The organism is Mesorhizobium sp. LNHC252B00, from assembly GCF_000502955.1.
Classification (GTDB): Bacteria; Pseudomonadota; Alphaproteobacteria; order Rhizobiales; family Rhizobiaceae; genus Mesorhizobium.
The window spans coordinates 105,322-131,072 of record NZ_AYWO01000003.1 but is presented as its reverse complement, the minus strand read 5'-3'; the positions used below and the strand labels follow the sequence as shown (position 1 = coordinate 131,072).

Here is a 25,751-nt window from a genome sequence, read left to right as displayed (position 1 = left end):
GGCGATGCGTTGCTTCAGGTCTATTGTTGTGGACCTTTGCTCAATAGAAGCCCGGCACACTTGAGGCGAATGGCGAATTTATTTTCCCAGAACTGAAACGCTTCGTGTGCGTCAAGTACACGGCCTGGTGGCCTCATTATCCATTTGCCGAGCGGAGCAGAGGGAGGGTGTGTCAAGTCGAACAACGTGGAGGTAAAATATGTCATGGCAAATGGATGGTACAGGCCGCGGAAAATGGTAAGCTGACAAAGTACTTTAGTCGGAAATCAGGCGACGCCGAGAGTCAATCCGAAGAACTGCACCTGGTTTCGGTTGCATGGAAGCCGCAAAATATCGATAAAACCTGAATTGGAGGAAAAATCTGTGGGTGACGTCGATAAGAGATCCAGCGAAACACCAGATTTCGTGGTCACCAACGTTCTCCGCCACCTCGAGTATTCTGATAGCGGAGTTGCTGTTTCGCTAATCGATACGCAGGGAAGCCGCATTCGCCTGCACCTAACGACCGTCACCGCTGAAATGCTTTGCGAACGAATTGCAGATGCGCTGGAATCCCGATACGGCAAATCATAAACGACAATTGTTGATCGATTGCTCCGTGCCAGTTCGTTCTGGTTTTCGAACCATTCTTCAAGGAAGATGCGTTGCGCAGCATTGGTCACGGCGGCAGGATCGAATTGCAGGACAACCAACTCAACGGACAGGTCGTCACCATCGACCTGCCGAAATGCTACGGGTGTTCCAATCGTCATAAGACGATCTCACGTCCAGTCGGGCATGATGCCGTGCTCTACGCAAGCGGCCGGGATCGAGGTGCCAGCGCCGCCCTACACGACAAAACTCTAGGCTGGCAGGCCCGGACGGTCGAGTTTTTTGGGCGACAGCGTGAAAATCTCGCAACCGGTGTCGGTGACGCCGATCGTGTGCTCGTATTGCGCCGACAGCGAGCGGTCGCGCGTCACCGCGGTCCAGCCGTCCGACAGAACCTTCACGTGCGGCCGGCCGAGATTGATCATCGGCTCGACAGTGAAGATCATGCCGGGCCGCATCTCGACGCCCTCATTGGCGCTGCCGTAGTGCAGGATGTTCGGCGCATCATGGAAAAGCTGGCCGACGCCGTGGCCGCAGAAGTCGCGCACCACCGAGCAGCGCTCGCCCTCGGCATAGGTCTGGATGGCAGCACCGATGGCGCCGGTGCGTGCGCCTGGCCTGATCGCCGCAATACCACGCATCAGGCATTCATGCGTGACTTCGAGCAAGCGCTCGGCGGCGCGCTTGATCGTGCCGACTGGATACATGCGCGAGGAATCGCCGTGCCAGCCGTCCAGGATATAGGTGACGTCGATGTTGACGATGTCGCCATCCTTGAGCGGCTTGTTGTCGGGGATGCCATGGCAGACGACATGGTTGATCGAGGTGCAGGACGATTTCGTGTAGCCGCGATAGTTGAGTGTCGCTGGCAGTGCGCCATGGTCCATGCCGAATTCGAAGACGAAGCGATCGATGGTTTCGGTGGTGACGCCGGGCTCGATCATCGGCACCAGCTCGTCGAGGCAGCGCGCGGTGAGATCGCAAGCCTTGCGCATGCCGGCAAAGCCTTCCTCGCCATAAAGGCGGATCTGGCCGGTGTTTCTGAGTGGTGCAGTGGCTGCGTCGAGATAGGTGACCATTTTGTCCGTTTAGGCGGTAGGGCCCTGCAAGAGAGCCGATGTGAAAATCTCCCCAGATTTGGCACTTGAGGGCAGAAGGTTCAAGGAAGAACTGCCCAATGCGGCCGCGCTTCGGGATATTCCTCTTGCATGGGGCTATGTCTAGCCGATTTTTGCGCGGCTTGCTTTTCCCTTCTGACGATCCCAAGTGACGACACATTTCTGGGCCAAAAGCCGGTCAAGGCAATTTTTTGACGACGAACGGCATTGCCGCCCCCGGTGACGCCAGTTCGGGAGATGTGGGATGGACAGATTGCAATTCGAGGTGCCTGTGCGCATCGCACCCGCACCCGGCCTGCCAGTCGAGGAAATCTACGGGGTCGAACAGGCGCTCGATTTTCTCCAGGACTGGCCTGCGCGCCATCAGGGCCCGATTTATCAGAAAGCTTTCAACGCCTGCTTTGGCGCCACGGTGGACGTGGTCAAGACCGAGGATGCGTGCCGGGCGTTCATGGCGTTTTGCCGGGCGAGCGGGCTGATGGCCAGGGACATGATGACGCCGCGCAAGCGCGACGGTGGGTCGAGGGCGCTCCAGGCCTGAGGGCTGCCGCCGCTTCGCCTTGTCCGATTGCAATGCGCACCAACGTCAGCGCCGTTAAGCTTCCGTTTCCACCTTGCCGGCTACGTCATTGCTTGTTGGCAATGGTTGATTCGTTGCGTCGGTCTCATGGTTCGGAAGATGTCCCCAGAAAAAGTTCGTGCATTCCCGATCGATCGTCAGGTGTTCTTGGTCAGAGAAGTTGCCGCGAAGCTCTGCAACCTGCACGGCGAAACCGCCACCTCCTTCTGGAGAGCGAAGGCATCGGAGTTGCTCGATCTCGTTGTCGGATCCGGCAGGGACAGAACAGCAGCCAGCGACGAAGTGCGCAGGTTCTTCCTGGCCGTTCAGAGAGAGATGTCGGCTGGGGCAGTCGCGGAGACGATGCCAGTTCTTTCCGCTTGAAAACAAACTTCACGGCTATGGACAGCGCCTCATGGCTGCATGGGTTCGAGCGGTCGCTGAACCGGGGCAGCAACACATCGGTGTTCGGCAAGGGCACGGATCACTCGCCGGCAGGGTACCTGGCGGATGTAGGCAGGACGCACTAAGACGGTCGCTCTCGAGGCCGTGGCTTGCTGGCGCTGGCCCCGTGCGGCCGCCAAGAAACGCGACTGTGAAAAAAGCCCGCACCGGCGAACCGGCGCGGGCCACAAGGAGTGTCACGTCAAAGCGCCACTACCCCAAAGCTATCTATTCCGTAGAGCCAGTGGTTTCGTCCGATGAGTCATCCGTCGTGTCTGCCGGATCTTCAGTTGCGTTCTTCGCCAAGAGCTTGTCCAAGGCTGCCTGCAGGGACAGCGTAGCCTGCGGTGATGCCGGCGTGGTCGCCACGACGCTGAGCGCTTTTGTCAAACCACTGGTCGAAGGATCTCTTGCCGCCGCGGATGTCGCAGCTCCATGCCCCTGCGATCCAGCTCCGGCTGAATTCCCGCCGTTTCCGTTCCCACTGCCGTGGCCGCCGCCATTACCACTGCCGCCAGGACCCGCGAAGACCGGAGAGGCGAGAAGTGCGAGCGCCGCAACCGCTGCGAGCAGATTGGTTCGATTTTTCATGGTCCATCCTTCGAGTCGGCCGTCCCGCTCGGTGAATCATGCGACGTCGTCGATGAACCCGCTAGACGGACCTTGGTCCCCGATTTGCCGCGCATAAGTCCCATTGCGAAGTTGAGCCGGCCGATCCTTGCCTCCGGCTCTGCAATCGTGCTGTTAGCAAACGGTAAACTATCCTCGGAACTCATCCATCGGGGCACGGCCTGTAAGTCGTCCGTTGCCTTGCATGCTCGCTGATCAGACAACGAACCCATTTTTTTGAGGACAACAGATAGCTGATCAAAAATGAACTGAACTTTTTAGCCATTCGTTCATACATGCGTGCTTTCTAATCTAGGTTATGACCTTCATTTGCTTCACCCGGATTCGACGTATCGCGAACGGCATTCGCCGGGGAACAAGCGCAAATGTTGCCACCATTTTTGCCCTGACCTTACCCATTGTGGTCGGTGCCGCGGGCTTCGGTGTCGAGACCTCCTATTGGTACTACAACAGCCTGAGATTGCAGGCGACGGCCGATGCCGCCGCCTATGCCGGCGCGCTTGAACAGATCTCGGGTTCCGACAAGCCGACCATCGTCGCGGCCGCGACCCAGTCGGCCGCCACGAATGGGTTGGGCTCGGGCACGATCGTCGTCAACACGCCGCCGACGTCGGGACCGAATACGACGAAGAAAGCAGTCGAGGTCATAGTCCGCCAGAACCTCGACCGGATGTTCACCTCAATCTTCACCCAGGCCCAGGTTCCCGAGCAGGCGAGGGCGGTGGCCCTGATCACCGACGCCTCAAAGGCCTGCATGGAAGCGCTCGATCCGACCGCCTCGCAGGCTGTAGGGTTTTCCGGCAATACCAGCGTTAAGGTCACACACTGCGTCATCATGTCCAATTCGAACGCCCCGGACGCCATCAAGCTTCAGGGCTCGGCGGCCCTCCAGGTCGATTGCCTGATATCGGCGGGCGGTGTCTCTCTCAGCAATCCCGTCACCACGGTCTGCGCCGCGCCGATCACCCAGGCGCTGCCCGCCAGCGACCCATTTGCCGACCTACCAACGCCGGCGGCCAGCAACCCGTGCAAGAATATTAACGGCAACAAGACGACGCAGACAATCCAGCCCGGGACCTATTGCGGTGGCATGAACCTCAACGGCACCATCACGCTTTCTCCCGGCGTCTATGTCGTGCAGGGCAATTTGAAGATCAACGCGGGTGCGGTCATTTTGGGCAGCGGGGTTACCATCTTCATGCAAGGCAGCAACACCGTCAGCATGAACGGCAACGCCACGGTGACGCTGAGCGCGCCGACCTCAGGCACCTATTCCGGGGTGCTGTTCTATGGCGACAGGACGGGGACCGCGGCGCAGAGCACCTTCAACGGCACGGCGGACTCGCTTTTGACCGGCGCGCTCTATTTTCCCAAGCAACAAGTCAATTACCTCGGCAATTTCTCGGGCAACAGCGGCTGCACCCAGGTGGTTGCCAACACGATTCAATGGTCCGGCAGCGCGACTGTCAATCAGAATTGCTCGAGCCTCGGAATGCGCGACATTCCAGCCGCGCAGTCCGTGGCACTGGCCGAGTAGCTACGTGGAACGCCGATCGACGCCGATCCTTGGAGATGATGCGGGCGTTGCGGCGGTCGAGTTCGCGCTGGTCCTGCCCATCCTTTGCCTCGTGCTGCTTGGTATTCTGGACGGCTGGTCCTACGTAACGAGTTCGCTGTCGATGCGCGCTGGCGTGAAGACTGCGGCGAACTTGATCATGGCAGGATCGACCAACGATACGGCGACGCAGGCCGTTGCCATTTCGAGTTGGGAGAATCGGCCGGAGGACGGTCAGGTCACGCTAAGCCGGATCTACATGTGCGGGACGACCGTGGTCGACGCTTCCACCATGTGCAGTGGGCCGAAGGCGCCATCGGTCTATGTTCAGATCCAGGCAACGGCCACCTGGTTGCCGCCCGTCGCCTTCGGTGCCTTTTCCGGTTCCAGCACCATCGGCCATCTGGAGGTGATCCGTGTCCGCTAAGACGAACGCGTTCAGTCAGGATCGGTCGGGCGGGGCTGGGTTGGAGTTCGCGCTGATCGCGCCTTTCCTCGTCATGCTGCTGTTCGGGATCTTCGCCTTCGGCTGGTCGATGCACTCCGTGTCCAGCGTTCGCTATGTGTTGGAAACATCATCACGCTCGTTGCAGCTTCAGAACACGCTGACCCAAGCCGACATCCAATCGATCGCCACGCAGAAACTGCAGGCGTTGGGTTTGACGGATGTGAATGTCACGATCGTCATCGACCCGGCGAGTGGTGGCTTCCGCATGGCGCATCTGACCGCCACCTACGCCTTCGTCGTCGATTTCCCTTACTTCAGCAACTTCCCGGTCAACTACGCGACCACCGTTACCGTGCCGCTGGTCGGTTAGGCTGCCCAGTGTGGGAACGCGGCGGTCGCACCGCCGTCCCGTGTTTCTGCCAACCCGTGAAGAGGGCGCGTTAACCGGCGGGCGCCCCTTCTCAGTATAGGCTCTTGCCGCAACGCCGCCTTTGTCACGGTCGCGTCAACTGGCCGGCACCTTGCAAGCTGCGTTTGGAAAGTTCTGGTACGCCCAAGGGGAATCGAACCCCTGTTACCGCCGTGAAAGGGCGGTGTCCTAACCGCTAGACGATGGGCGCGCTCAGACGAAGCGGCTTATACTGGCGTTGCGCGCAACCGGCAACCCGTCAGGCGCCACCTTGGACAACTTTTTTCCGGCTTGTAAAAGCGGCACATTCGCCAGGGCTGGGCAGGGTGCCAGCATGCCTCGGCGATCAGCGGACTCATCGCTTCATCATCCACTGGGCGCAGCAAGGAGCGCGGCGACGCAGCGCAGACCCAAGTGACGAAGTGCAGGAGGCTAGGCTAATCACGAATGTCGGGGATGGTCCCTCGGGCTGCTAACACACTTCCGGCCCGTGAAATCGCGCCACTAGCCGTCGTCACCGCCGCTGCGCCGGCGGCAACGCCAGTTCCAGTCGCGCTCTGGGCCGACGTCGACGTGGACGGATTCTGTGTGGCAGTAGGTGCCGACGCCGCCACGGCCGGGCATGGTTCTGATGTAGCTCGCCAGTTCCCATTTCGAAACGCCGGGGACCTGGATGTCGGCGGCGGCGCAATACATGTGCAGCGAATTCTTGGCGCCGTTGGCGCGGCGGTTGCGAGCCGGGTCTCGATAGCCCGAGGTCACCATCATCTTGCGGCCGTAGTGGCCCTCGATCGTCTTCAGCACGCGGACCAACGACGGCTTCAGGCAGGCCACGTCGACGCTCTCGTTCTGCTTGAGCAGCCCGTTGGGCGCCAACCGGGCCATGCCGGCGGCGGACGCAACCTGATAGGAGCCGCCGATTGGCCCCTCGTCCTCGTTGAGGTCGACATCGCTTTCGTCGTCGAGGCCGGACTTGCGCTTGATTTCGAACAGGGCCGTCTGGCGCACGCCGGGCAAGGCATCACTGCCGGTGATGTGGCCGGTCTCGCCGCCTGTCGAAGCCAGTTGCACCGGCTTTTCCGCGGAATTGGCCGAGGCGAGCATGATGATCGGCTTTGCCGCGGCTGGCGCCGGTTTGGCCTGCATCGCTGGCTGCTCGCCCGACCGGGTGTTGATGAGCGGCGTCGCCGAAGCAGGCGTGGCGCCAAACATCGAGGCCAGGAAGCCTCTTTTCTTCGGCGCGTCGGGCTGCGGCATCTCGCCAGCCGTCACATAGACCGGATTGTTCATGACCGGAGCGGCTGTCGGCTTCGGCGCATTCACGCCGGCATCGGCGGCCGCGATCTTAGCGGCGACCGCGTCGCTCTGCTGCGTTGTCTGTGCCTGCTGCTGCAAGGACTGAGGAGTTTGTCCGACAATCGTTTCGTTGCCGGCCGGAGTGGTCAGCGGAAAGGCGGCTTGGGGCTTGGCCATCGGGACATAGGCGATTGTCTCGGGAAGTGTCGTATCGCTGGCCGTCATCACGGTCGTCTGCTCGGTCGTGACCTCGGACGAATCGGCTGCGGCGGTCGGCGTGGCGCCAGAGGCCTTATTAATGTCCGATGCCGTGGCATTATAGCCGGGCATTCCAACCGACATCGTCGGGTCGCCAGCCGAGGTGCAGGAGGCCAGAAGCAATGAGCAGAGCGCTGCCACGATGGCGTGGCGTTCTCCCTTTGCGAGGCTCCATCCTGCTGATTTCAAAGTCAAATTCCCCCTCGATGCCCGGTCGGTATATCCCTGGTGCGGCAGCGATACGCCGTGTCAAGGTGACCTTTGTCTCCGATCCGGAAACGAGACTTGTATCAAATCCGCAAGCCTGGAAGTATTTTTGCAGTGATTGCCGAATTACGGCTGCTCAATGGTTGACTACACCATTTCGCCCGCTTTTACCGGTGCGTCAACTCACCAGACATTACAGTCCGTTACACACGCACCTTCACATAGGTGCCAGGAGCATCCCCTAAGGTTTTCATATGCTTGCCGGGTTTGCGAGCGGGCACACGGGTGTTGTCCTTGGCCTCTATCCAGTCTTGCCAGTGCGGCCACCAGGAACCTGGATGAGCGGTGGCCTTGGCTGTCCATTGGCCGAAGTCGCCCGTCGGCGTATCGCCGGTCCAGTACTGGTATTTGTTGGATGCCGGCGGGTTGACGACGCCTGCGATATGGCCTGATCCGGCCATGACGTACTCGACCTTGCCGCCGAAATATTTCGAGCCGAGAAACACCGAAAGCGCCGGCGCGATGTGATCTTCCTTGGAGGCGAGGTTGTACACAGGAATGGTGACGTCTCCGAGCGAAACCGTGTGGCCCGCCAGTTCCATCGTGCCGCGCGAGAGGTTGTTCTCGAGATAGCAGTTGCGAAGGTAGAAGGAGTGATTGGCCGCGCCCATGCGGGTCGAATCGGCATTCCAGTAGAGCAGATCGAAGGGCAGGGGATCCTTGCCACGCATGTAGTTGTTGACGACATAGGGCCAGATCAGGTCGCCGGACCGCAGCATGTTGAAGGCAGTCGCCATCTTGGTGCCGTCGAGATAGCCCTTTTCGCTCATCGACTTTTCTACCGCCGCGACCTGCTCTTCATCGACGAAGACTTTCAGGTCGCCGGCATGGGTGAAATCGACCTGCGTGGTGAAGAACGTCGCCGACTTTATTCGGTCGTCGCCTTCGCGCGCCATCAATGCCAGTGCTGCCGCCAAAAGCGTACCGCCGACGCAATAGCCGATCGCATTGACGTCGCGTTCACCGGTGGCCTTTTCGACGGTGTCGAGGCCGTATTGCAGGCCCTCGCGGATGTAAGCCTCCCAGCCCTTGGTGCCGTGGCGCTCGTCCGGGTTGACCCAGGAGATCACGAAAACGGTATGGCCCTGATCGATCGCCCAACGGATGAAGGATTTCTGCGGGTTCAGATCGAGGATGTAGAACTTGTTGATCCATGGCGGGCAAATCAGCAGCGGTCGCTTGAGCACCGTCTCGGTTGTCGGATCGTACTGGATGATCTCGGCGACATCGCTGCGGCCAACCACCTTGCCTGGGGTGGTGGCGATGTTCCTGCCGATCTCGAAAGGCGAGTAGTCGGCCTGGCGCAGCTTCAGGTCGCCCTTGCCGGCGGCGATGTCCTCGGCCAGCATCTTCATGCCGCGCACCAGGTTCTCGCCGTTGGAGGCGACGGTTTCGCGAAACAGTTCCGGATTGGTCAGGATGAAATTCGACGGCGAGATGGCGTTGGACACCTGCTTGACGTAGAAGCCGGCCTTGTGGCGGGTATGCTCGTCCAGACCTTCGGCGTGTTCGACCAGGTCGGCCGCCCAGCGCGAGGTGACGAGATAGGCCTGTTTGAGAAAATCGAAGAACGCGTTGCGGCCCCATTCCGGGTCGAGGAAGCGCTTGTCGCCGCGCTCCGGCTTGACGGCATCTTCGGTGGCTTCCGCGGCGTTGCTGGTGCGCTGAATGGCGTTGGCCCAGACAGTCATGTAGCCGGAGAACAACCGCGTCTGCGCTTCCAGCGCGCGCTGCGGATCGGACAGCCAGTATTCGCTGAGCTTGGAAAAGGTCTTCACCATGTCGACGACCGGCTCGGCGACGTGATCGCGCACCTCGCCTTTTTCGCGGGGCTCAGCCCAGGCGGAAGCGGCCTTGCCGGCCTGCTCGATCATGCGCGCCACGTTCAGGGCGAAGCGTTCCGGGTCCTTCACCAGATATTGCTCGACGGTCGAAGGCTCGTCATCTTCCGCTTTGCCCGAATCGGGTGTTTTGGACATGGTTGGCGGGGTTCCTCCCGAGGCCTTTTCTTGACATATTAACATGGGACATCCGACCGGGTCCAATCTCGCTCTACATCGGCTGCCAAGGAAACAATATGACGATTAATATTGGCGAGACTGTTTTTTTCGGCGCCGGACGTTTTTGCCGCATCGGTGCGGCGATTGTCCTCATGGGGATGGCCGGGTGCTCGAGCACCAACAGCAGCGGACCGACGCCGATTGCTGTGAGCGCGGGACCGAAGGATACCGGTACTTTTCCGAACCTGAACATCAAGCCGCAAGTCGCGGCGCCGCAGTTCACCGAAGCCGAGAAGAATGCCAAGCTTGCGCAATTGAAGGCGGATGAGAATTCGCAGGCGGCAAAAGGCGGCAGTCCGAAGGTCGCCGATCAGGCGGCGCTGACGGAGCTAGCCAAGAAGCACGGTGACGAAACTCTGAAGCAGATCGAAGCCAAATGCGACCCCGCCCTCGACCCTACCTGCAAATAAGTATATAGCGCGCGCCCAATACCCCTTTTGCTGTCTGGAACTGCCATGGAAGAATTTCACAAGGTCCGCCGGCTTCCGCCTTACGTCTTCGAGCAGGTCAATCGGCTCAAGGCCAGCGCCCGTTCGCGCGGCGCCGACATCATCGACCTCGGCATGGGCAATCCGGACCTGCCGACGCCCAAGGCCATCGTCGACAAGCTGTGTGAGGTCGTGCGCGATCCGCGTACGCACCGCTATTCCTCGTCGCGCGGCATTCCGGGCCTGCGTCGCGCCCAGGCCAACTATTACGCCCGCCGCTTCGGCGTGAAGCTCAACCCCGACACGCAAGTGGTGGCCACGCTTGGCTCGAAGGAGGGCTTCGCCAACATGGCGCAGGCGATCACCGCGCCGGGCGACGTGATCCTGTGCCCGAACCCGACCTATCCGATCCATGCCTTCGGCTTTATCATGTCGGGCGGCGTCATCCGTTCGCTGCAGGTAGAGCCGGACGACGGCTTCATCCCGGCGCTCGAGCGCGGTGTCAAGCATTCGATCCCGAAGCCGCTGGCGCTGATCCTCAACTACCCGTCGAACCCGACGGCGCTGGTCGCCTCGCTAGATTTCTACAAGGACGTGGTCGCCTTCGCCAAGAAGAACGATATCATCATCCTGTCCGATCTTGCCTATTCGGAGATCTATTTCGACGGCAATCCGCCGCCTTCGGTGCTGCAGGTGCCGGGCGCGATCGACGTCTGCGTCGAATTCACCTCGATGTCGAAGACCTTTTCCATGCCCGGCTGGCGCATGGGCTTTGCGGTTGGCAACGAGCGCCTGATCTCGGCGCTGACCCGGGTAAAGTCGTATCTCGATTACGGCGCCTTCACGCCGATCCAGGTGGCGGCGGCACACGCGCTCAACGGCGACGGCGCCGACATCGCCGAAGTTCGCGACATCTACCACAAGCGCCGCGACGTGATGGTCGATGCCTTCGGCCGCGCCGGCTGGCCCATTCCGGCACCGGCGGCATCGATGTTCGCCTGGGCGCCGATCCCTGAGCCGTTCCGGCATCTCGGCTCGCTCGAATTCTCCAAGCTGCTCATCGAACATGCCGACGTGGCGGTGGCGCCAGGTGTCGGCTTCGGCGAACATGGCGACGATCACGTGCGCATCGCGCTGGTCGAGAACGAGCACCGGATCCGGCAGGCCGCGCGCAACATCAAGCGCTTCCTGGCGACCAGCGCCAAGCAGCCCAACAACGTCGTGCCGCTTTCCGCTCACCGGTAAGCTTGCAGCCGCGGACAATTTCGATCTGACTTGAGGGACGTCGCCGGACATGGCTGAAGCATTGCGTGTTGGAATAGCCGGTCTCGGCACCGTCGGCGCGTCGGTGGCGCGCGTGCTGCGCGACAAGGCGGCGGAACTGACCCGGCAGTGCGGGCGCGATATCATCGTCACCGCGGTCTCGGCGCGCGACCAGAAGCGTGATCGCGGCGTCGATCTCAGTGCCGCAACTTGGTTCGACGATCCGGTCGAGATGGCCCAGATGGCCGAAATCGACGTGTTCGTCGAACTGATCGGCGGCGACGAGGGGCCGGCGCGCCTGTCGGTGAAGGCGGCACTCGAAGCCGGCCGCCATGTCGTCACCGCCAACAAGGCGTTGCTCGCCAAGCATGGCGTGGCGCTGGCCGAGATCGCCGAGAAGCGCGGCGTGCTGCTCAACTACGAGGCGGCAGTGGCGGGTGGCATCCCCGTCATCAAGACAATGCGCGAGGCGATGGCCGGCAATTCGGTTACCCGCGTCTTCGGCATTCTCAACGGCACCTGCAACTATATCCTGACCCGCATGGAGGCCGAGGGCATCTCGTTCGACGCCTGCCTGAAGGACGCACAGCGGCTGGGCTATGCCGAGGCCGATCCGACCTTCGACATCGAGGGCCATGACACGGCGCACAAGTTGTCGATCCTGACCAGCCTTGCCTTTGGCACAAGGATCGCCGCCAACGACATCTACATGGAAGGCATTTCCAACATCTCCCAGGCCGACATCCGCGCGGCGGGCGATCTTGGCTACCGGATCAAGCTGCTTGGCGTCGCCCAGCGCACTGACAGCGGCATCGAGCAGCGCGTGCACCCGACCATGGTGCCGACGGCCTCGGTCATCGCGCAGGTGCATGGCGTCACCAACGCGGTGGCGATCGAGACCGACATTCTTGGAGAGCTGCTGCTGTCCGGTCCCGGCGCCGGCGGCAATGCCACCGCATCGGCCGTCATCGGCGACATCGCCGACATCGCCAAGAGTCGGCCCGGCTTCCAGCATGGCCCCGTGTTTGGTCGGCCGGCGAAGGAACTGAAGCCCTACAAGAAGGCGCAGATGCGCAGCCATGCCGGCGGCTACTTCATCCGGCTGACCGTGCATGATCGCATCGGCGTGTTCGCGGCAATAGCCAAGCGCATGGCCGACAACGACATTTCGCTGGAATCGATCGTCCAGCACGCGGTCAACGGCGAAGCGGCGGCGCAAAAGACGGTGATCCTCGTCACCCATGAGACGACAGAGGCCGCCGTGCGCAAGGCCGTCGATGGCATCACCAAGGACGGCCATCTGACCGACAAACCACAGGTCATCCGCATCGAACGGGCAGGCTAGTTTCCCGCCCGATAGCCGCGTCTGACGGGGCTAGCAGCCGCGGCCGACCGGAACGAATTCGTACCGGCGCCGTTCTTTTGATCAGCAATCAAAGGAACCGCCTCATGGCCGACACCAACAAATCCGGCACCCCTGATATTGACGACATCCAGAAGACGCTGGAAAAGCAGATCGCCGAACTGCGCAAGGAGATCACCAAGATCAACAAGAGCATTTCGGCACGGGGCGCGGAAATGCTCAATGACGCCAGCGAGCAGGCGTCCGAGTTCTACGACACGACCCGCAGGTCGCGAACCGCGCAGCAGCTGCGCACACACGCCCATGCGGTCTCGGAAGTCGCGCGCGAAAATCCCGGTACGACGACGGCCGTGGTCGGCGTGATCGGTCTGCTCGGCTTTATGGCAGGGTTCGCCATTGGTCAGTCGATGAACGATACGTCGCGCCGCTGGTACTGACCGCAGCGCGACAAGGCCGGCTTTTCCGGCCTATTTCCCTGTTTCAGCACGTCTTTTGGAGGAGGGTACCATGGCTTCATCTGCCTTGATCGGCATCCTGATCACCTTTCTGGTGATCATCCTGGTTCTCTATCTTGTCCAGCGCTTGCCATTGGATGGCAGGACGCGGCAGATCGTCCGGATCATCGTCATCATCATCGGCATCATTTCGCTGCTCAAATATCTCGCGGTGTTCTAGGCAGAGAATGGCGCGATTTTTCACCTTTTGAAGGCCGGTGCGGTCCGCAGCGAGCGGGCGGATGTCGTTTCAGATTGCAGTTTAATCGATTGATATTGCTATCTTTTCGGACAAAACTATTGGCAGGTCTTGCCGTTGTCATGCTCGTTTGACAAAAAAGGCCCACCTCCGGCGGGAGGCTGTATTGCCAACGAGGAAATCACCAGATGAATGTGGCCCAGAACATCGTCGCCGGTCTCGACCGGATACTCACCATGGAGCTGGTGCGCGTCACCGAACGGGCAGCAGTCGCCGCCGCCAAGCTACGCGGGCGCGGCGACGAAATGGCGGCTGACCAGGTCGCCGTGGATGCCATGCGCCAGGAGCTCAACCGGCTTGCCATCAAGGGCACGGTGGTGATCGGCGAGGGCGAACGGGATGAGGCGCCGATGCTCTATATCGGCGAGGAGGTCGGCACCGGGAAAGGTCCGGCCGTCGATATCGCGCTCGATCCGCTGGAAGGCACGACGATCTGCGCCAAGAACCTGGCCAATGCGCTCGCCGTTATCGCAATCGCTGAGAAGGGTAGCCTGCTGTTCGCGCCCGACGTCTACATGGAAAAGATCGCTATCGGTCCAGGCTATGCCGACGGGATCATCGACATCGATGCCTCGCCGGCCGAAAACATCGCCAATATCGCCCGGGCCAAGGGCGTCGCCGTGTCGGACATCACTGCCTGTATCCTCGACCGGCCGCGTCATGCCAAGCTGATCGATGACGTGCGCGCCACGGGCGCAGCGATCCGTCTGATCGGCGACGGCGATGTCGCCGGCGTCATCCACACCACCGATCCCGAGGAAACCGGCATCGACATCTATCTCGGCACTGGCGGCGCACCCGAGGGCGTGCTGGCCGCGGCCGCGCTGCGTTGCACCGGTGGCCAGATGCAGGGCCGGCTGATCCTCGACACGCCGGAAAAGGTCGCTCGCGCCGCGAAGATGGGCATTTCCAATCCAAAGCGGGTCTATCGGGCCGAAGACATGGCGCGCGGCGACGTGCTTTTCGCGGCCACCGGCGTCACCGACGGCAACATGCTGGCAGGCGTCAAGTTCGGCCACAACTATATCACCACCCACACGATCGTGCTGCGCTCGTCGTCGCGGACGGTGCGCGAGATCAAGGCCCGCCATCAGGACCTGGATAAGTTCTAAGACTTCATCCGGCTGTTGTAGTTGACAAACCCGATCTGCCATAACTGTGCGGCGATGCGTAGTGTCGTTTGCTGCATGGGGATTTGTCGTGCCATTCCAATCAATCCTTCGGCGTTTCCGCAAAGCCTGGGCGTCAACGCTTATCAAACGCGTTGACGTGAAGGGACGAACTTTCATGCTAGCTTTCAAGGTTTTCCAAGATGGCGAGGGGGAACGAAAGGTGTTGTTGGCAGGTCGTCATCTGGGAGGCGACGGTGAAACCTATTCTATGAAGCCGGACGAGTTTGACCGCTTCCTAGAAGCCGCACTCGCAGTGAAAGCGGCGTTGCATGACGGAGAGCACTCCCAGCCGTAACGAAAACCGTAATGTCATACGGGGCTCTAATCGGCTTTAATCAAGGTTGTTGACCTGGGCGCTTGCGGACCGGCATCGCACTTGTTAGCCCTGTGGCGGCATCCGATGCCGGCTGCAAGGATTTGACGATGAACCCGTTCGACTGGCACGCGGATCCGATTTCGCGCGCCACCGCCATCACGAAGTCCTATCGCAGTACCCAGAACGTGCGCCGCTTTCTCATCCGGGAATGCGGCGATGCGTTCAGGTTCGACCGGCCTTTCATGGCTTGGCTCAAGGACGGTGCGGAAAAGACGATGGGCGATGCGCCGACGAATGGCTGCGGGCGCCAGGCTGAAAAGCGGAAAGCGTAGTTTTCTTGAAATCTCCCGGGACGGCGCATCTCCGCGCACCACTTGGCCTTGCCTGTCTTTGGCCTAATGCGCGTCGCGTTCACGCGACGCGCATTAGGTTGTTGTTTATGCATGTCGTTGTCCCAAAACCGCTGCATACTTTTGGGCGACATGTACTATCCTGCGGCCAACCATGAGTCGGCAAACAGTATGACCGGCGAAAAACGCCTCTTCCTCGATGTCAGGCAGTCGGTATCCGGGGTTTCCTGGGAACACCGGCTGACCGAGCGCCAGGACATGACCGCGCTCGCCATCGCGCAAGGCCATGGCGTGCCCGACATCGTCGCACGGGTGCTTGCCGGGCGCAGCGTCACCGCCGAGCAGACCGAGCGGTTTCTCGACCCGACGATCCGCGATCTTCTGCCGGATCCAGCATCGCTGACCGACATGGACAGGGCGGCGGCCCGCATCGCCGCCGCAGTGATGGCCAGGGAAAAGGTGGCGATCTTCGGCGACTATGATGTCGACGGCGCCGCTTCGTCGGCCCTGCTGAAGCGGTTCCTTGCGCATTTCTCGGTGCCTTCGGAAATCTACATTCCGGATCGCATTTTCGAGGGCTATGGTCCCAATCCAGACGCCATGCGTGAATTGGTCTCGCGTGGCGCGACACTGATCGTCACCGTCGATTGCGGCACCAACAGCGCCGTTTCCATCGACGCCGCCAACGAGGCTGGCGCCGATGTCGTGGTGCTCGACCATCACCAGGTCGGTGGTGCCTTGCCGGCGGCAATTGCCGTCGTCAATCCCAACCGGGACGACGACCTTTCCGGGCAGGGTCATCTCTGTGCCGCCGGCGTGGTCTTCCTCGCCCTTGTGCAGACGGCCAGGATCCTGCGTGGCCGGATGGCCGATGCCACGCCGCCCGACCTGCTTTCGCTGCTCGATCTCGTCGCCCTTGCCACCGTCTGCGACGTGGTGCCGCTGACCGGCGTCAACCGCGCCTTCGTGGTCAAGGGGCTGCAGATGGCGCGCCAGCAAAAGAACGAAGGGCTGGCGGCGCTCGCACGGGTCTCGCGTATCGGCGAGCCGGTCAGCACCTTCCATCTGGCCTACCTGATCGGCCCGCGCATCAATGCCGGCGGACGCATCGGCGATGCCGCGCTCGGCAGCCGCCTGCTTGCGACCGACGACCCGGTCGAGGCGCGCAGTATTGCCGAGACGCTCGACCGGCTCAACCAGGAACGGCAGCTGATGGAGCAGGAGATGCTCGCGGCGGCACGTGTCGAGGCCGATGCCGAGCTTGCCGGCGGCAATGGCCCTGCCATCGTCGTCACCGCCAGCAACACCTGGCATCCTGGCATTGTCGGTCTGCTTGCTTCACGGCTGAAGGATCATGCGCGGCGGCCCGCCTTCGCCATTGCCTTCAATGCCAATGGCACCGGCACCGGTTCGGGCCGCTCGGTGTCGGGCTTCGACCTCGGCCGGCTGGTACGCGAGGCGGCCGATGCCGGGCTGATCGTCAAGGGCGGCGGCCACGGCATGGCGGCGGGTATCACCGTGGAGCGGGCGAAGCTCGGCGAACTCAGGGCGTTTTTCGAAGAGCGGGCGGCCGCCGACGTGTTCCGCCTGCAGAGCGAGGAAAGCCTGGCGATCGACGGTGCGCTTGCCGCCGAAGGCGCGACGCTCAGCCTTCTTGACGCACTGGAAAAGGCCGGACCCTTCGGTGCCGGGCATGTGGCACCCGTTTTCGTGCTGCCGCGTCACCGACTGGCCGATGCGCGGCCGGTCGGCACCAACCACATTCGCGTCGAGCTACAGTCGGAAAGCGGCGGCCGCATCCAGGCGATCGCCTTTCGCGCCGTCGATACCGCACTAGGCGAATTCCTGTTCAAGAACCGCGGCAAGACAATCCACGTCGCCGGTTCGTTGTCGGGCAATCACTGGAACGGCAACCGCACCGTACAGTTTCGCATCACCGATGCGGCGCGGGCATGACGTCGATCAGGCGAGAACCGTTTGCAGCCGGGTCAGTTCGCCGATCTGCGCCATCGTCGCCTGATAGCCGAGGCTGATCGCCTCGTCGGCGCGGTGGAATTCGGTCAGGCCGATATGGCTGAGCTTCGGCTGCAGCGACATGTCTGGCGGATCGCCGGCAAGCCTGGCGCGCGAAATCCGGTCCTGGATGATGTTGAAAGCCTCGACCATGACGCCGGTGATGCCGAGCCGCGTCTGGTGCGACTGGCGCTCGGTGTCGACCTGGCCGGGCTTTGGCGCGTCCTTTTCGACGACCAATTCGCCGGCACTATGCTTGATGACGGCGGCGCGGCCGAACAGATCGTAGTGAAGGTTGACCGCCACGACGAGCGGCTGCTCATAGGCGCGGCAGACCGAAACAGGAACCGGGTTGACCAGCGCGCCATCGACGAGCACGCGGCCGTTGCAATTCACGGGCTCGAACACGCCGGGCAGCGCATACGAGGCGCGCATGGCGGTGATCAGCGAGCCACTTGAAAGCCAGATTTCATGCCCCGTGCGGATTTCGGATGTGACGGCGACGAATGGCCTGGCGAGGTCCTCGAAACGAATGCCGGCCATGTGCTCGCGCAGCCGGGCGTCGAGCTTCATGCCACCGAAAAGGCCGCTGCCGCGCAGGTTGAGATCGAGCAGGCCGAAGATACGTCGCTTGGTCAGGCTGCGGGCGAATTCTTCGAGTTCGTCCAGTTTGCCGGCGAGATAGCAACCGCCGACCAGCGCGCCAATCGAGGTGCCGGCGATCATCGAGACTTCGATGCCGGCTTCGTCAAGCGCACGCAGCACCCCGATATGCGCCCAGCCGCGGGCGCAACCGCCGCCCAAGGCGAGCGAAATGCCGGTTTGACTTGCTGTTTCCGATGCGCCGCCGGAGGAGGACAGGCCGTTGGCCTCCCTGACATCTGGTCTGTTACGCAATGACGCCCACTCGAGCATCAAGATCTCCCTTGTCCCGGGGCTAATATACAGGCGGGCCGTATCGAAATCATGAATTTGTGTCGCTGGTGTCAGGCAGAAGGTTCAAACTGGTGGTTTCCGATATGTGTTTTCCGCATCGAACAGCGGCTTGTTGCCGTCGTCGGCAAGCGTCCCCTTGCCATCGACAAGCCTCACCGTCCGATAAAAGCATGAACGCCGGCCGGTGTGACAAGTTGCGTCGTGGCCCAACACTTTGACGCGCAACCATATGGCGTCCTGGTCACAATCCGTGAGCACGTCGACAACCTGCTGGAAATTGCCTGATGTTTCGCCCTTTTTCCACAGCACATTGCGCGAGCGCGACCAGTAGTGAGCGATGCCGCTCTCCAGCGTCAGTGCCAGCGCCTGCGCATTCATGTGAGCCACCATCAACAGCATGCCGTCTGCGGCATCGGTGACGACGACGGTGACCAGGCCGGCTGCATCGAAGCGCGGTGAAAACACCGCGCCTTCCTCCAACGCCTTCTTGTCCGACGGAGCTTTTGGAAATTCCAGTGCCGACATCGCCGGTCCTTATCTAGCGAAGTCGGTGGGGCTATCAGATCCGCCGCCACGCACCATGGTGACGAAACGAACCTGCTCTTCGGGTGTATCCTTGAAGACACCGGTGAAGGTCGAGGTCAGCGTGGTTGAACCCTGCTTGCGGATGCCGCGCATGGCCATGCACATGTGCTCGGCCTCGATCATCACGGCGACGCCGCGCGGATTGAGTACGTCCTGGATGACGCCGGCGATCTGCGCCGTCAGGGCCTCCTGCGTCTGCAGGCGATGGGCAAAGATATCGACCACGCGCGCGATCTTGGACAGGCCGACGACCTTGCCGTCGGGCAGATAGCCGACATGCGCTTTGCCGATGATCGGCACCATGTGGTGTTCGCAGTGCGAGTGGAATGTAATGTCCTTGACGATGACCAGGTCGTCGTAGCCGGCGACCTCCTCGAAGGTGCGGCCGAGCTCGTCGGCCGGGCACATATCGTATCCGCCGAACATTTCGCGAAAGGCCTTGGCCACGCGCTTTGGCGTGTCGACCAGCCCTTCGCGGTCCGGATTGTCGCCGGTCCAACGCAAAAGGGTGCGCACGGCGGCCTCGACTTCGGCTTCGCTCGGCCGGTCGGTAACCGGCTTCTCCATATAGGCCGACTGGGGCATGAGTTTTTTAATAACGGCATCCATAAAGGCGTCTCCCGTAGTCCCTCTCGGCGGAGGAACGAGTTGAACGGACCACGACCTTTCGGTGTCGGAAACTCGCCCCGTTTCCAGCCCCGCAAGTGGCGTGAACTTTCCGGCTAGGACACTGACTTTCGTTGTCTTGTCGATACCGGACTGCCAGCATTATATAAGGTCATGACGAGCGAAAGGAAGACACGGCAGCGGCAATCGCTGTTCGCTTGGCGGCGACGGATTGGAAAATAATGATAAACGACGTCTATAATGCGAAAATTCTCGGTTTTGCCGGAAACATCGCCCGCATCGGTCGCTTGGAACATCCCGACGCGACCGCCAAGGCGCATTCCAAGCTGTGCGGCTCGACCGTCACCGTCGACCTCAAGATGCAGGACGGCGTGGTCACGGATTTCGCACATGACGTGAAGGCCTGCGCGCTCGGCCAGGCATCGTCCTCGATCATGGCGCAGCATGTCGTCGGCGCGAACGCTGAAGAACTGCGTGCGGTGCGTGAGGCCATGCTGAAGATGCTGAAGGAAAATGGCGCGCCGCCTGACGGCCGCTTCGCGGATCTGAAATATCTGGAGCCGGTGCGCGACTACAAGGCGCGGCATGCCTCGACCATGCTGACTTTCGACGCCGTGGTCGATGCGATCGGCCAGATCGAGAGGAAGCGCGCCGAAGAAGCGGCCTCAGGGCCGATAACCGACGAGGAACGAATTATGGTGCGGCCGGCGGAATGAAGCTTGACCCCACCATAACGGGCGGCACATCGAAACCGAATACGGTAAAAGATTGTGCCCCCGGCCAGCAGACCGGCAGCGCACAGTCCTCGGCGGCTGGTCAGGCGACAGTCGACGCGAAGGGCGCCGCCCTTATCCAGATGAAAAAGACAACTGCGGGCTGTTGAATCATCGCCGCCCGCTTCGCCAAGCGGTATCTGAGTCTTGACGCTCCGTCATGTGGAGGGGCGTTAAGCCTTCGCCTTCCGCTTCGCGGGCGCCTTCTCAACAGGTCCAGCCTTGCGGCCGAGACCGCTAGCATCCGTGTCGCGGCGTAGTTTGGCGCCACTATCGGAAAGTCGGAAGGCAGGCTTCACTTAGCGATATTCTTTTGGCGTCATGCCAAGCAAACCAGGTGGCGTTTCAAGTGGAAAGGCCAGGTTTCCGAACACAGTTTTCGATGGGTAGATCACCGGGAACTAGAACACCTGCGCGATGTTACGGTCAGCCGTCCTGACGCGCGTGACATCCCGGTCGCCAAGCACGACACGTCCGTCCGACGGGAACAGCAATCCCGACATGATGTTCAGCATCGTGGCCTTGCCACAGCAGGACGGACCGAGCAACGCGTAGTCTTGCCGTCCTCGAACAGAATGTCCGACTTCTCAAGTGCATAGGGGGCAGCGCCATAGCGGTGGTCGAGGCCATCGAGGTAGACGGGCCATCAGGATTGCCCTCCCATGGACGGCTCCGGCGCGGCCATCAGGACGCCGTCGCTGTCGGCGGCGAAGCATTAGAAGCGATCGGGGTTGATCGCGACTGCAATGTCGTCACCGAGAGTTACGCTGTGCACACCCTCGACTTGGATCACCGCCGACCCGAAAGGCGCATCGAAATAGAGGAAGGTCTCGGAGCCTGAGACCTCGGAGAAAGTCACGCGGCCGGTCGTCCCCGTTACCGCCAAGGAGAGTTCGTTGGCCCGGATACCAAACCGGTAGCGGCCCGGTTTCAAGGTTTCCAAATGACGCGCGCGCAGCACCGCGATGCTACCGGCCAGGCGGATGTGCCACCGGCGCCGCCGAACAGACTGCGCCAACCGACGGATCCGCGTCTGTCGACGGCGCCAGCGATCCAATATCCACGCCGTCGCGGAGTTTGCCGGTATTCTGGCCGCTCCTCTAGGGCGCGCCTCCTTGTCGAGGGAGTGGGCCGCCAGCATTGCCTGCAACGTCGACGGCGTACGGAGAGGCAACTTATGTGACCGATTTTTTTCATTCTTAATTATACCCTTAACTATACATTCTATGCTGCGGTTTAGGCTCAGAACTGGGGCCGGTCCAATAGGCGAGTGAGGGCAACATGAAGGGTATGGTATTCACCGAACTGCTGGGCTTCGTGGAACAGACCTATGGGGCTGATGCGGTGGATGACCTCATAGAGGCTTCCGATCTGCCGAGCGGTGGCGCCTACACCGCGGTGGGAACTTATGACCACAAGGAGATGCAATCTCTCGTCACCACATTGGCCGCGCAAAGCCACACGCCGCCAGACGAGTTGCTGGGTTTATTCGGCCAGCATTTGATCGGGCGTTTCAAGGCTTCGTTCCCCGACTTCTTCAAGACGGCAGCCACCCTCTTTGATTTCCTCGAAAGTATCGATAGGCATATCCACGTGGAGGTGCGTAAGCTCTACCCCGATGCCGAGCTGCCGGAATTTCGGGCCGAGCGCGTCGGTCATGGGGCAATGAACCTTGATTATCGCAGCAGCCGTCCCTTCGAGGCGCTTGCCTCCGGCCTCATTCTTGGAGCGGCTCAGATCTACGGTGAGACTGTGCGAATAGAGCGAAGCTCCCACGAAAACGGCGGCGAGAAATTCGTTCGTTTTTCGATCCAGAAGACAGGTGCGATAGCTTAAATGCTCTCGGAAGCCAGCCATTCCGAGGATCGCGTTGCGCGTCTCGAACGGCGTCTCCAACGCGAACGGCGAGCACGTGAAGCGGCCGAATGGCTGCTCGAGGCGAAGTCGCTTGAGCTCTACAACGCCAACAGCCACCTGACTGTGCTGGCCAACGATCTCGAAATGCGCGTCCTCGATCGCACTCACGAGTTGGAGGTCTCCCGTCAGCAGGCCCTGTTCCTTGCGGAGCGCGATCCTCTGACCACGCTCGCCAATCGGGGCAGTTTCGCTCGCGATCTGGACGCGGCCATCAATGCGGCCCATGTTCAAGGTGGCTGTGTACAACTTCTGTTTGTAGATCTCGACCGGTTCAAGGAAATCAACGACAATTACGGCCATGCCGTAGGAGACGCGGTGCTGCTGGCGGTTGCCGACCGGTTGCGGGCAATTTGCAAGGAACAGGAGGTGGCAGGCCGGCTGGGTGGTGATGAGTTCGGTGTTATCTGCGTGACGCCAATTCACAGCGAACGTGCCCGCGAGATCGCGGCGAAGGTCATGGAGGCCATGAGCAGGCCTATCGCTTGTGGCCGCCTGCAGTTGATCGTCAGTTGCTCGGTCGGTTTTGCAAGCTTCCCCGGCAATGCCACGGATTCGCCAACGCTGCAGCGCTTCGCCGATATAGCTCTGTACCGCTCCAAGTCGGCGGGGCGCTCGACATGGACGGAATTTGACGAAACGATGGCGGCAGAGCTTGAGCACCTCCAGGGATTGGAAGCAGAATTGCGCAGCGCCGTGGCGGCGCGAGAGATCGAGCCCTGGTATCAGCCGATTATCTCCACCCAGAGCAACAGGATCGTCGGGGTGGAGGCGCTTGCACGATGGCAGCATGCCGAGCGCGGGCTCATTCTTCCCGGGCTGTTCATCCCGCTGGCCGAGGAAAGTTCGTTGATCATCGAACTCGGCCTGGCGATGATCGACCGCTGCTGCCAGGAGATGTATCCGCTCATCCGCGAAGGTCGTCTCAACTATGTGTCGATCAATCTATCGACGCGCCACTTGCGTTCGCCCTCGGTGGTCGAGCAGATCGCCGCGACGTTGGCTCGTCATCGCTTTCCGCCCTCGGCGCTTCAGCTTGAAATCACGGAAAGCCGGCTGCTCATTGATTTCGAACAGGCTGAGGAGCGGCTTTCACACTTTCGCGCGCTCGGCATCCGAATTGCCCTCGACGATTTCGGAGCGGGCTATTCAAGCCTTTCATACATCAGGCGGTTGCCGTTGGACGTTATCAAGATCGATCGCTCGTTTGCCAGGGACATCAGCTCCGACGGGCAGGCCGAAGCGGTGGTCAAAGCGATCGTTCAACTCGCACAGGCCCTGGACCTGCATATCATCGCAGAAGGCATTGAAACCGAAAGCCAGGCGCTCCGGCTGACCAGCTGCGGCTGTTTCGTCCAACAGGGATATTTGTTTGGCAGGCCGATGTCCTTGAGGAAAATCACGCAATATCTTGAGGCCGGTGCGAATCCGATGCATGCCACCCAAAGATAGGATGACGTTTTCTTGCGTCCCTGAGGCGGCGCCCACAGGAGTGGCGCGACCACGAATGCGTCCCACAGCACCACGACGAGATATTTCAACGCCTTCATCGGGTGGGGTCCGCGCGGCCAGACCGTGCCAACGACGATGAAGGGCCTCCCAGCTGGTTCATATCCCCCGCGCTGTTACCGAGTGCGGCGTTACACCTCGCACCCCAGTTTGGAACCGCAGGAGGGAAGCGGTCCCCGACAAGAGCAGCGAAACGACGGCCATTCCCGTGCTCTTGCAGCGGCTGGGAGCAAATGAGGGCTTGAAAGGCGCGCTGGTCTCGATCGACGCCATCGCCACCAATGCCACGATCGCCCAAGCCATCCGCGATCAAGGGGGGCGACTATCTGTTGGCCGTCAAGGCCAACCAACCCACACTCAGAGCCGAGATCGAGCACTATTTCGACGACGCTCCCGCCGATTGCCTCGACAGCGCCGTCGATCTCGACAAGGTCCATGGCCGCATCGAGGAGCGCATCGTCACCGTCAGCCACGAGGCCGGCTGGCGCAAGGGCCAGCGTCGCTTTCCCGGTGAACTGCCCGTGATGCTCTGCCGCTGCTGCCGAACCACCCCTGGCGCATCCGCGCAAGCTGCCGGTGGTCCTGAGCCGCGACGAGGTTGCCCGGCTGCTCAACGCCACCACCTGCCTCAAGCACCAGGCCGCGCTGTCGGTCGCTTATGGCGCCACACACCGTCCGTGACGGCGGGAGGCGCACAAGGAGTGGGATTGCGTTCTCCTGACGAAGCCCACATCTATCGCGTGGGAGCGCGATACGGAGACCGCAGTGGGCGACCAGCATGGACATGCGCATAGCGCCGGACCGCCAAGGCGTGGGCGCAACTGGCCCGGCCCGTGGCGCAAGACGCCCGGCCGTGTCCTAGGCACGACGCTCGTGCGCATTTACCAACTGACACTGTCCGGCTTTGTCGGCAATTCCTGCCGGCATTTGCCGACCTGTTCCGAATACGCGCACGAGGCGATCGCCCGCCATGGCTTGTGGGCCGGCGGCTGGATGGGCTTTTTTCGGGTGCTGCGTTGCGGCCCATTCGGCACGCATGGCATCGACCGCGTGCCGGAAACCCTGGCTAAGCGCTATGTCTGGTTCACGCCCTGGCGCTACTGGCGGATCGGCAGCAAGCCGGGCGAAGAGCAGGGGTGACGGCGCCAGCGAAATCTCGGCCGTATTGCGAGTTTACGATCCGGTAGGGTTAACGTCAGGCTGCACAGAGACTGCGCATTTGAGACAAAATCGAGACAAGAGACCTCGCTAAGCCGCTCGCGAACCCCCTCTGGAGCGAGCATCAAATGCGTAACATAGACCGTCTTCCCTTCATCTTTGCCGGCGTCCTGTTTCTGCTCGCCTGGCTGCTGGGATTTCCGATGCGCGCGCAATCGGCGCCGCTGATGGACGTGCAATGCACGCTGATCGCCGATGCGGCGAGCGGCAAGACGCTCTACCAGAATGGCGTGTGCGATCAGCGGTTCAGCCCGGCCTCGACGTTCAAGGTGCCGGTGTCGCTGATCGGTTATGACAGTGGAATCTTGGGCGACGAGCACACACCGAGCTGGGATTACAAGCCGGAGTTCAAGGCCTTGAAGCGGGACCAGAAGACCGTCGATCCGATGATCTGGGAAAAGGATTCGATCCTCTGGTATTCGCGTGAAATCACCCGCCGGCTTGGGCCGCAAAGCTTTGCCGGCTATGTCTCGAAATTCGACTACGGCAATGCCGATGTTTCCGGCAATCCCGGCAAGAATGATGGCCTGACCCGGTCCTGGGTGAGTTCCTCCCTGAAGATCACGCCGGTCGAGCAGGTCGATTTCCTGCGCAGGTTTCTGGCCCGCAAGCTACCGGTCTCGGCCAAAGCGTATGACATGACATCAGCCATCATCCCGACTTTCCAGGCAGGAGGCTGGACGGTGCAAGGCAAGACCGGCAGCACCAAGCTGGCTAACGATGCCGACAAGGTCCAGGAAAAGCGCTCGCTCGGCTGGTTCGTCGGCTGGGCGAACAAGGACGGCCGCCAGATCGTCTTTGCGCGGCCGGTGGTCGACACCAACCGCACCGATATGCCCAAGGGCCTCAAGACGCGGGCCGCGTTCCTGGAGGACTTGCCGCTGCTGGCGAAATAA

General features: G+C 61.4%; 29 protein-coding genes, 1 tRNA gene and 2 pseudogenes. 21 read left to right on the top strand and 11 right to left on the bottom strand.

The genetic code is table 11. The features are described 5' to 3' along the window. Window positions 1-266 precede the first annotated feature (266 nt). Window positions 267-752 carry a hypothetical protein gene (locus X744_RS1000000173415; RefSeq protein WP_156938478.1) on the bottom strand — a complete coding sequence of 162 codons (486 nt, stop codon included), beginning with the start codon at window positions 750-752 and terminating at the stop codon, window positions 267-269. Window positions 753-842: 90 nt separating this feature from the next. Next, the gene (gene map, locus X744_RS164610; protein WP_023757583.1) at window positions 843-1,670 is read right to left on the bottom strand and encodes a type I methionyl aminopeptidase; all 828 of its coding nucleotides are present in this window, start codon (window positions 1,668-1,670) and stop codon (window positions 843-845) included. Between the two features lie 283 nt (window positions 1,671-1,953). Between map and X744_RS164615 the strand changes: the two genes are divergently transcribed. Continuing rightward, a complete protein-coding gene (locus X744_RS164615) occupies window positions 1,954-2,250 on the top strand; it encodes a DUF982 domain-containing protein (RefSeq protein WP_023757582.1) in 297 nt (98 codons plus the stop codon). Between the two features lie 138 nt (window positions 2,251-2,388). Beyond that, the gene (locus X744_RS164620; protein WP_023757581.1) at window positions 2,389-2,652 is read left to right on the top strand and encodes a DUF6074 family protein; all 264 of its coding nucleotides are present in this window, start codon (window positions 2,389-2,391) and stop codon (window positions 2,650-2,652) included. Window positions 2,653-2,940: 288 nt separating this feature from the next. On the opposite strand, the gene X744_RS1000000173410 is transcribed toward X744_RS164620, so the two are convergent. Then, on the bottom strand, window positions 2,941-3,303 hold the full coding sequence (locus X744_RS1000000173410; protein WP_156938477.1) for a hypothetical protein: 363 nt from the start codon (window positions 3,301-3,303) through the stop codon (window positions 2,941-2,943). Between the two features lie 337 nt (window positions 3,304-3,640). Here X744_RS1000000173410 and X744_RS164625 point away from each other — a divergent pair, with 337 nt between their 5' ends. The 3 genes from X744_RS164625 to X744_RS164635 are packed head-to-tail and all read left to right on the top strand — an operon-like array spanning window position 3,641 to window position 5,715. Beyond that, complete coding sequence (locus X744_RS164625) at window positions 3,641-4,879, top strand: pilus assembly protein TadG-related protein (protein ID WP_023757579.1); 1,239 nt, start codon at window positions 3,641-3,643, stop codon at window positions 4,877-4,879. Between the two features lie 4 nt (window positions 4,880-4,883). Then, complete coding sequence (locus X744_RS164630; RefSeq protein WP_023757578.1) at window positions 4,884-5,324, top strand: TadE/TadG family type IV pilus assembly protein; 441 nt, start codon at window positions 4,884-4,886, stop codon at window positions 5,322-5,324. Continuing rightward, complete coding sequence (locus tag X744_RS164635) at window positions 5,314-5,715, top strand: TadE/TadG family type IV pilus assembly protein (protein WP_023757577.1); 402 nt, start codon at window positions 5,314-5,316, stop codon at window positions 5,713-5,715. Before X744_RS164630 ends, X744_RS164635 begins: the two co-directional genes overlap by 11 nt. 175 nt (window positions 5,716-5,890) lie before the next feature. On the opposite strand, the gene X744_RS164640 is transcribed toward X744_RS164635, so the two are convergent. The 3 genes from X744_RS164640 to phaC all read right to left on the bottom strand — a co-directional run bounded on the left by X744_RS164640 (window position 5,891) and on the right by phaC (window position 9,554). Next, window positions 5,891-5,965: transfer RNA gene (locus X744_RS164640), tRNA-Glu, on the bottom strand. A gap of 293 nt (window positions 5,966-6,258) precedes the next feature. After that, window positions 6,259-7,503 carry a YcbK family protein gene (locus X744_RS164645; protein ID WP_023757576.1) on the bottom strand — a complete coding sequence of 415 codons (1,245 nt, stop codon included), beginning with the start codon at window positions 7,501-7,503 and terminating at the stop codon, window positions 6,259-6,261. Window positions 7,504-7,718: 215 nt separating this feature from the next. Continuing rightward, a complete protein-coding gene (gene phaC, locus X744_RS164650) occupies window positions 7,719-9,554 on the bottom strand; it encodes a class I poly(R)-hydroxyalkanoic acid synthase (RefSeq protein ID WP_023757575.1) in 1,836 nt (611 codons plus the stop codon). Between the two features lie 2 nt (window positions 9,555-9,556). On the opposite strand from phaC, the gene X744_RS01000000169265 reads away from it, so the two are divergent. From X744_RS01000000169265 to recJ, 9 genes are all read left to right on the top strand, one after another. After that, window positions 9,557-10,045 (top strand): hypothetical protein, encoded by a 489-nt coding sequence (locus X744_RS01000000169265; RefSeq protein WP_245266431.1) that lies wholly within the window; start codon window positions 9,557-9,559, stop codon window positions 10,043-10,045. Window positions 10,046-10,090: 45 nt separating this feature from the next. Further along, the gene (locus tag X744_RS164655) at window positions 10,091-11,308 is read left to right on the top strand and encodes an LL-diaminopimelate aminotransferase (RefSeq protein ID WP_023757573.1); all 1,218 of its coding nucleotides are present in this window, start codon (window positions 10,091-10,093) and stop codon (window positions 11,306-11,308) included. Between the two features lie 49 nt (window positions 11,309-11,357). Beyond that, a complete protein-coding gene (locus X744_RS164660) occupies window positions 11,358-12,671 on the top strand; it encodes a homoserine dehydrogenase (RefSeq protein WP_023757572.1) in 1,314 nt (437 codons plus the stop codon). Window positions 12,672-12,775: 104 nt separating this feature from the next. Continuing rightward, complete coding sequence (locus X744_RS164665; RefSeq protein ID WP_023757571.1) at window positions 12,776-13,126, top strand: hypothetical protein; 351 nt, start codon at window positions 12,776-12,778, stop codon at window positions 13,124-13,126. A gap of 70 nt (window positions 13,127-13,196) precedes the next feature. After that, window positions 13,197-13,364 (top strand): Thivi_2564 family membrane protein, encoded by a 168-nt coding sequence (locus X744_RS1000000171475; RefSeq protein WP_023757570.1) that lies wholly within the window; start codon window positions 13,197-13,199, stop codon window positions 13,362-13,364. Window positions 13,365-13,570: 206 nt separating this feature from the next. Next, window positions 13,571-14,554, top strand: coding sequence for a class II fructose-bisphosphatase (gene glpX, locus X744_RS164670; protein ID WP_023757569.1), 984 nt, complete (start codon window positions 13,571-13,573; stop codon window positions 14,552-14,554). 175 nt (window positions 14,555-14,729) lie between these two features. Beyond that, on the top strand, window positions 14,730-14,909 hold the full coding sequence (locus X744_RS0135950) for a hypothetical protein (protein WP_031259626.1): 180 nt from the start codon (window positions 14,730-14,732) through the stop codon (window positions 14,907-14,909). A 128-nt stretch (window positions 14,910-15,037) separates the two neighbouring features. Then, window positions 15,038-15,262 carry a DUF6434 domain-containing protein gene (locus X744_RS0135945; RefSeq protein ID WP_031259625.1) on the top strand — a complete coding sequence of 75 codons (225 nt, stop codon included), beginning with the start codon at window positions 15,038-15,040 and terminating at the stop codon, window positions 15,260-15,262. 189 nt (window positions 15,263-15,451) lie between these two features. Next, window positions 15,452-17,236 carry a single-stranded-DNA-specific exonuclease RecJ gene (gene recJ / locus X744_RS164675; protein ID WP_023757567.1) on the top strand — a complete coding sequence of 595 codons (1,785 nt, stop codon included), beginning with the start codon at window positions 15,452-15,454 and terminating at the stop codon, window positions 17,234-17,236. Window positions 17,237-17,242: 6 nt separating this feature from the next. Here the strand turns inward: recJ and X744_RS164680 are convergent, their stop codons facing one another. The 3 genes from X744_RS164680 to folE all read right to left on the bottom strand — a co-directional run bounded on the left by X744_RS164680 (window position 17,243) and on the right by folE (window position 19,423). Further along, a complete protein-coding gene (locus X744_RS164680; protein ID WP_023757566.1) occupies window positions 17,243-18,208 on the bottom strand; it encodes a patatin family protein in 966 nt (321 codons plus the stop codon). Window positions 18,209-18,292: 84 nt separating this feature from the next. Beyond that, on the bottom strand, window positions 18,293-18,754 hold the full coding sequence (hisI, locus tag X744_RS164685; RefSeq protein WP_023757565.1) for a phosphoribosyl-AMP cyclohydrolase: 462 nt from the start codon (window positions 18,752-18,754) through the stop codon (window positions 18,293-18,295). 9 nt (window positions 18,755-18,763) lie between these two features. Beyond that, complete coding sequence (gene folE / locus X744_RS164690) at window positions 18,764-19,423, bottom strand: GTP cyclohydrolase I FolE (RefSeq protein ID WP_023757564.1); 660 nt, start codon at window positions 19,421-19,423, stop codon at window positions 18,764-18,766. 239 nt (window positions 19,424-19,662) lie between these two features. On the opposite strand from folE, the gene X744_RS164695 reads away from it, so the two are divergent. Then, entirely contained in the window at window positions 19,663-20,157 is a 495-nt protein-coding gene (locus tag X744_RS164695; protein WP_023757563.1) for an iron-sulfur cluster assembly scaffold protein, read from the top strand. A gap of 458 nt (window positions 20,158-20,615) precedes the next feature. Here the strand turns inward: X744_RS164695 and X744_RS1000000174330 are convergent, their stop codons facing one another. Together X744_RS1000000174330 and X744_RS0135930 are read right to left on the bottom strand one after the other, a co-directional pair. Further along, complete coding sequence (locus X744_RS1000000174330) at window positions 20,616-20,729, bottom strand: hypothetical protein (RefSeq protein ID WP_198032176.1); 114 nt, start codon at window positions 20,727-20,729, stop codon at window positions 20,616-20,618. A 200-nt stretch (window positions 20,730-20,929) separates the two neighbouring features. After that, complete coding sequence (locus X744_RS0135930; RefSeq protein WP_023757561.1) at window positions 20,930-21,232, bottom strand: hypothetical protein; 303 nt, start codon at window positions 21,230-21,232, stop codon at window positions 20,930-20,932. Window positions 21,233-21,495: 263 nt separating this feature from the next. Between X744_RS0135930 and X744_RS164700 the strand changes: the two genes are divergently transcribed. The 6 genes and pseudogenes from X744_RS164700 to blaOXA all read left to right on the top strand — a co-directional run bounded on the left by X744_RS164700 (window position 21,496) and on the right by blaOXA (window position 25,751). Continuing rightward, complete coding sequence (locus tag X744_RS164700) at window positions 21,496-22,050, top strand: heme NO-binding domain-containing protein (RefSeq protein ID WP_023757560.1); 555 nt, start codon at window positions 21,496-21,498, stop codon at window positions 22,048-22,050. Beyond that, complete coding sequence (locus X744_RS164705; RefSeq protein WP_023757559.1) at window positions 22,051-23,580, top strand: EAL domain-containing protein; 1,530 nt, start codon at window positions 22,051-22,053, stop codon at window positions 23,578-23,580. Between the two features lie 220 nt (window positions 23,581-23,800). Then, window positions 23,801-24,155: pseudogene (locus X744_RS1000000174940) on the top strand (ISAs1 family transposase); the annotation flags it as partial. A 34-nt stretch (window positions 24,156-24,189) separates the two neighbouring features. Beyond that, window positions 24,190-24,303, top strand: a pseudogene (locus X744_RS1000000171460) (integrase); the annotation flags it as partial. Window positions 24,304-24,402: 99 nt separating this feature from the next. Beyond that, window positions 24,403-24,777 (top strand): membrane protein insertion efficiency factor YidD, encoded by a 375-nt coding sequence (yidD, locus tag X744_RS164710; RefSeq protein WP_023757557.1) that lies wholly within the window; start codon window positions 24,403-24,405, stop codon window positions 24,775-24,777. 146 nt (window positions 24,778-24,923) lie between these two features. Beyond that, entirely contained in the window at window positions 24,924-25,751 is an 828-nt protein-coding gene (gene blaOXA / locus X744_RS164715) for a class D beta-lactamase (RefSeq protein WP_023757556.1), read from the top strand.

Excerpts from the sequence above, each read along its gene's own strand:
- X744_RS1000000173415 (WP_156938478.1), bottom strand. The coding sequence starts at position 752 with ATGACGATTGGAACACCCGTAGCATTTCGGCAGGTCGATGGTGACGAC.
- map (WP_023757583.1), bottom strand. The coding sequence starts at position 1,670 with ATGGTCACCTATCTCGACGCAGCCACTGCACCACTCAGAAACACCGGC.
- X744_RS164615 (WP_023757582.1), top strand. The coding sequence starts at position 1,954 with ATGGACAGATTGCAATTCGAGGTGCCTGTGCGCATCGCACCCGCACCC.
- X744_RS164620 (WP_023757581.1), top strand. The coding sequence starts at position 2,389 with ATGTCCCCAGAAAAAGTTCGTGCATTCCCGATCGATCGTCAGGTGTTC.
- X744_RS1000000173410 (WP_156938477.1), bottom strand. The coding sequence starts at position 3,303 with ATGAAAAATCGAACCAATCTGCTCGCAGCGGTTGCGGCGCTCGCACTT.
- X744_RS164625 (WP_023757579.1), top strand. The coding sequence starts at position 3,641 with ATGACCTTCATTTGCTTCACCCGGATTCGACGTATCGCGAACGGCATT.
- phaC (WP_023757575.1), bottom strand. The coding sequence starts at position 9,554 with ATGTCCAAAACACCCGATTCGGGCAAAGCGGAAGATGACGAGCCTTCG.
- X744_RS164655 (WP_023757573.1), top strand. The coding sequence starts at position 10,091 with ATGGAAGAATTTCACAAGGTCCGCCGGCTTCCGCCTTACGTCTTCGAG.
- X744_RS164660 (WP_023757572.1), top strand. The coding sequence starts at position 11,358 with ATGGCTGAAGCATTGCGTGTTGGAATAGCCGGTCTCGGCACCGTCGGC.
- X744_RS164665 (WP_023757571.1), top strand. The coding sequence starts at position 12,776 with ATGGCCGACACCAACAAATCCGGCACCCCTGATATTGACGACATCCAG.
- X744_RS1000000171475 (WP_023757570.1), top strand. The coding sequence starts at position 13,197 with ATGGCTTCATCTGCCTTGATCGGCATCCTGATCACCTTTCTGGTGATC.
- glpX (WP_023757569.1), top strand. The coding sequence starts at position 13,571 with ATGAATGTGGCCCAGAACATCGTCGCCGGTCTCGACCGGATACTCACC.
- X744_RS0135950 (WP_031259626.1), top strand. The coding sequence starts at position 14,730 with ATGCTAGCTTTCAAGGTTTTCCAAGATGGCGAGGGGGAACGAAAGGTG.
- X744_RS0135945 (WP_031259625.1), top strand. The coding sequence starts at position 15,038 with ATGAACCCGTTCGACTGGCACGCGGATCCGATTTCGCGCGCCACCGCC.
- recJ (WP_023757567.1), top strand. The coding sequence starts at position 15,452 with ATGACCGGCGAAAAACGCCTCTTCCTCGATGTCAGGCAGTCGGTATCC.
- X744_RS164680 (WP_023757566.1), bottom strand. The coding sequence starts at position 18,208 with ATGCTCGAGTGGGCGTCATTGCGTAACAGACCAGATGTCAGGGAGGCC.
- hisI (WP_023757565.1), bottom strand. The coding sequence starts at position 18,754 with ATGTCGGCACTGGAATTTCCAAAAGCTCCGTCGGACAAGAAGGCGTTG.
- folE (WP_023757564.1), bottom strand. The coding sequence starts at position 19,423 with ATGGATGCCGTTATTAAAAAACTCATGCCCCAGTCGGCCTATATGGAG.
- X744_RS164695 (WP_023757563.1), top strand. The coding sequence starts at position 19,663 with ATGATAAACGACGTCTATAATGCGAAAATTCTCGGTTTTGCCGGAAAC.
- X744_RS1000000174330 (WP_198032176.1), bottom strand. The coding sequence starts at position 20,729 with ATGCTGAACATCATGTCGGGATTGCTGTTCCCGTCGGACGGACGTGTC.
- X744_RS164700 (WP_023757560.1), top strand. The coding sequence starts at position 21,496 with ATGAAGGGTATGGTATTCACCGAACTGCTGGGCTTCGTGGAACAGACC.
- X744_RS164705 (WP_023757559.1), top strand. The coding sequence starts at position 22,051 with ATGCTCTCGGAAGCCAGCCATTCCGAGGATCGCGTTGCGCGTCTCGAA.
- blaOXA (WP_023757556.1), top strand. The coding sequence starts at position 24,924 with ATGCGTAACATAGACCGTCTTCCCTTCATCTTTGCCGGCGTCCTGTTT.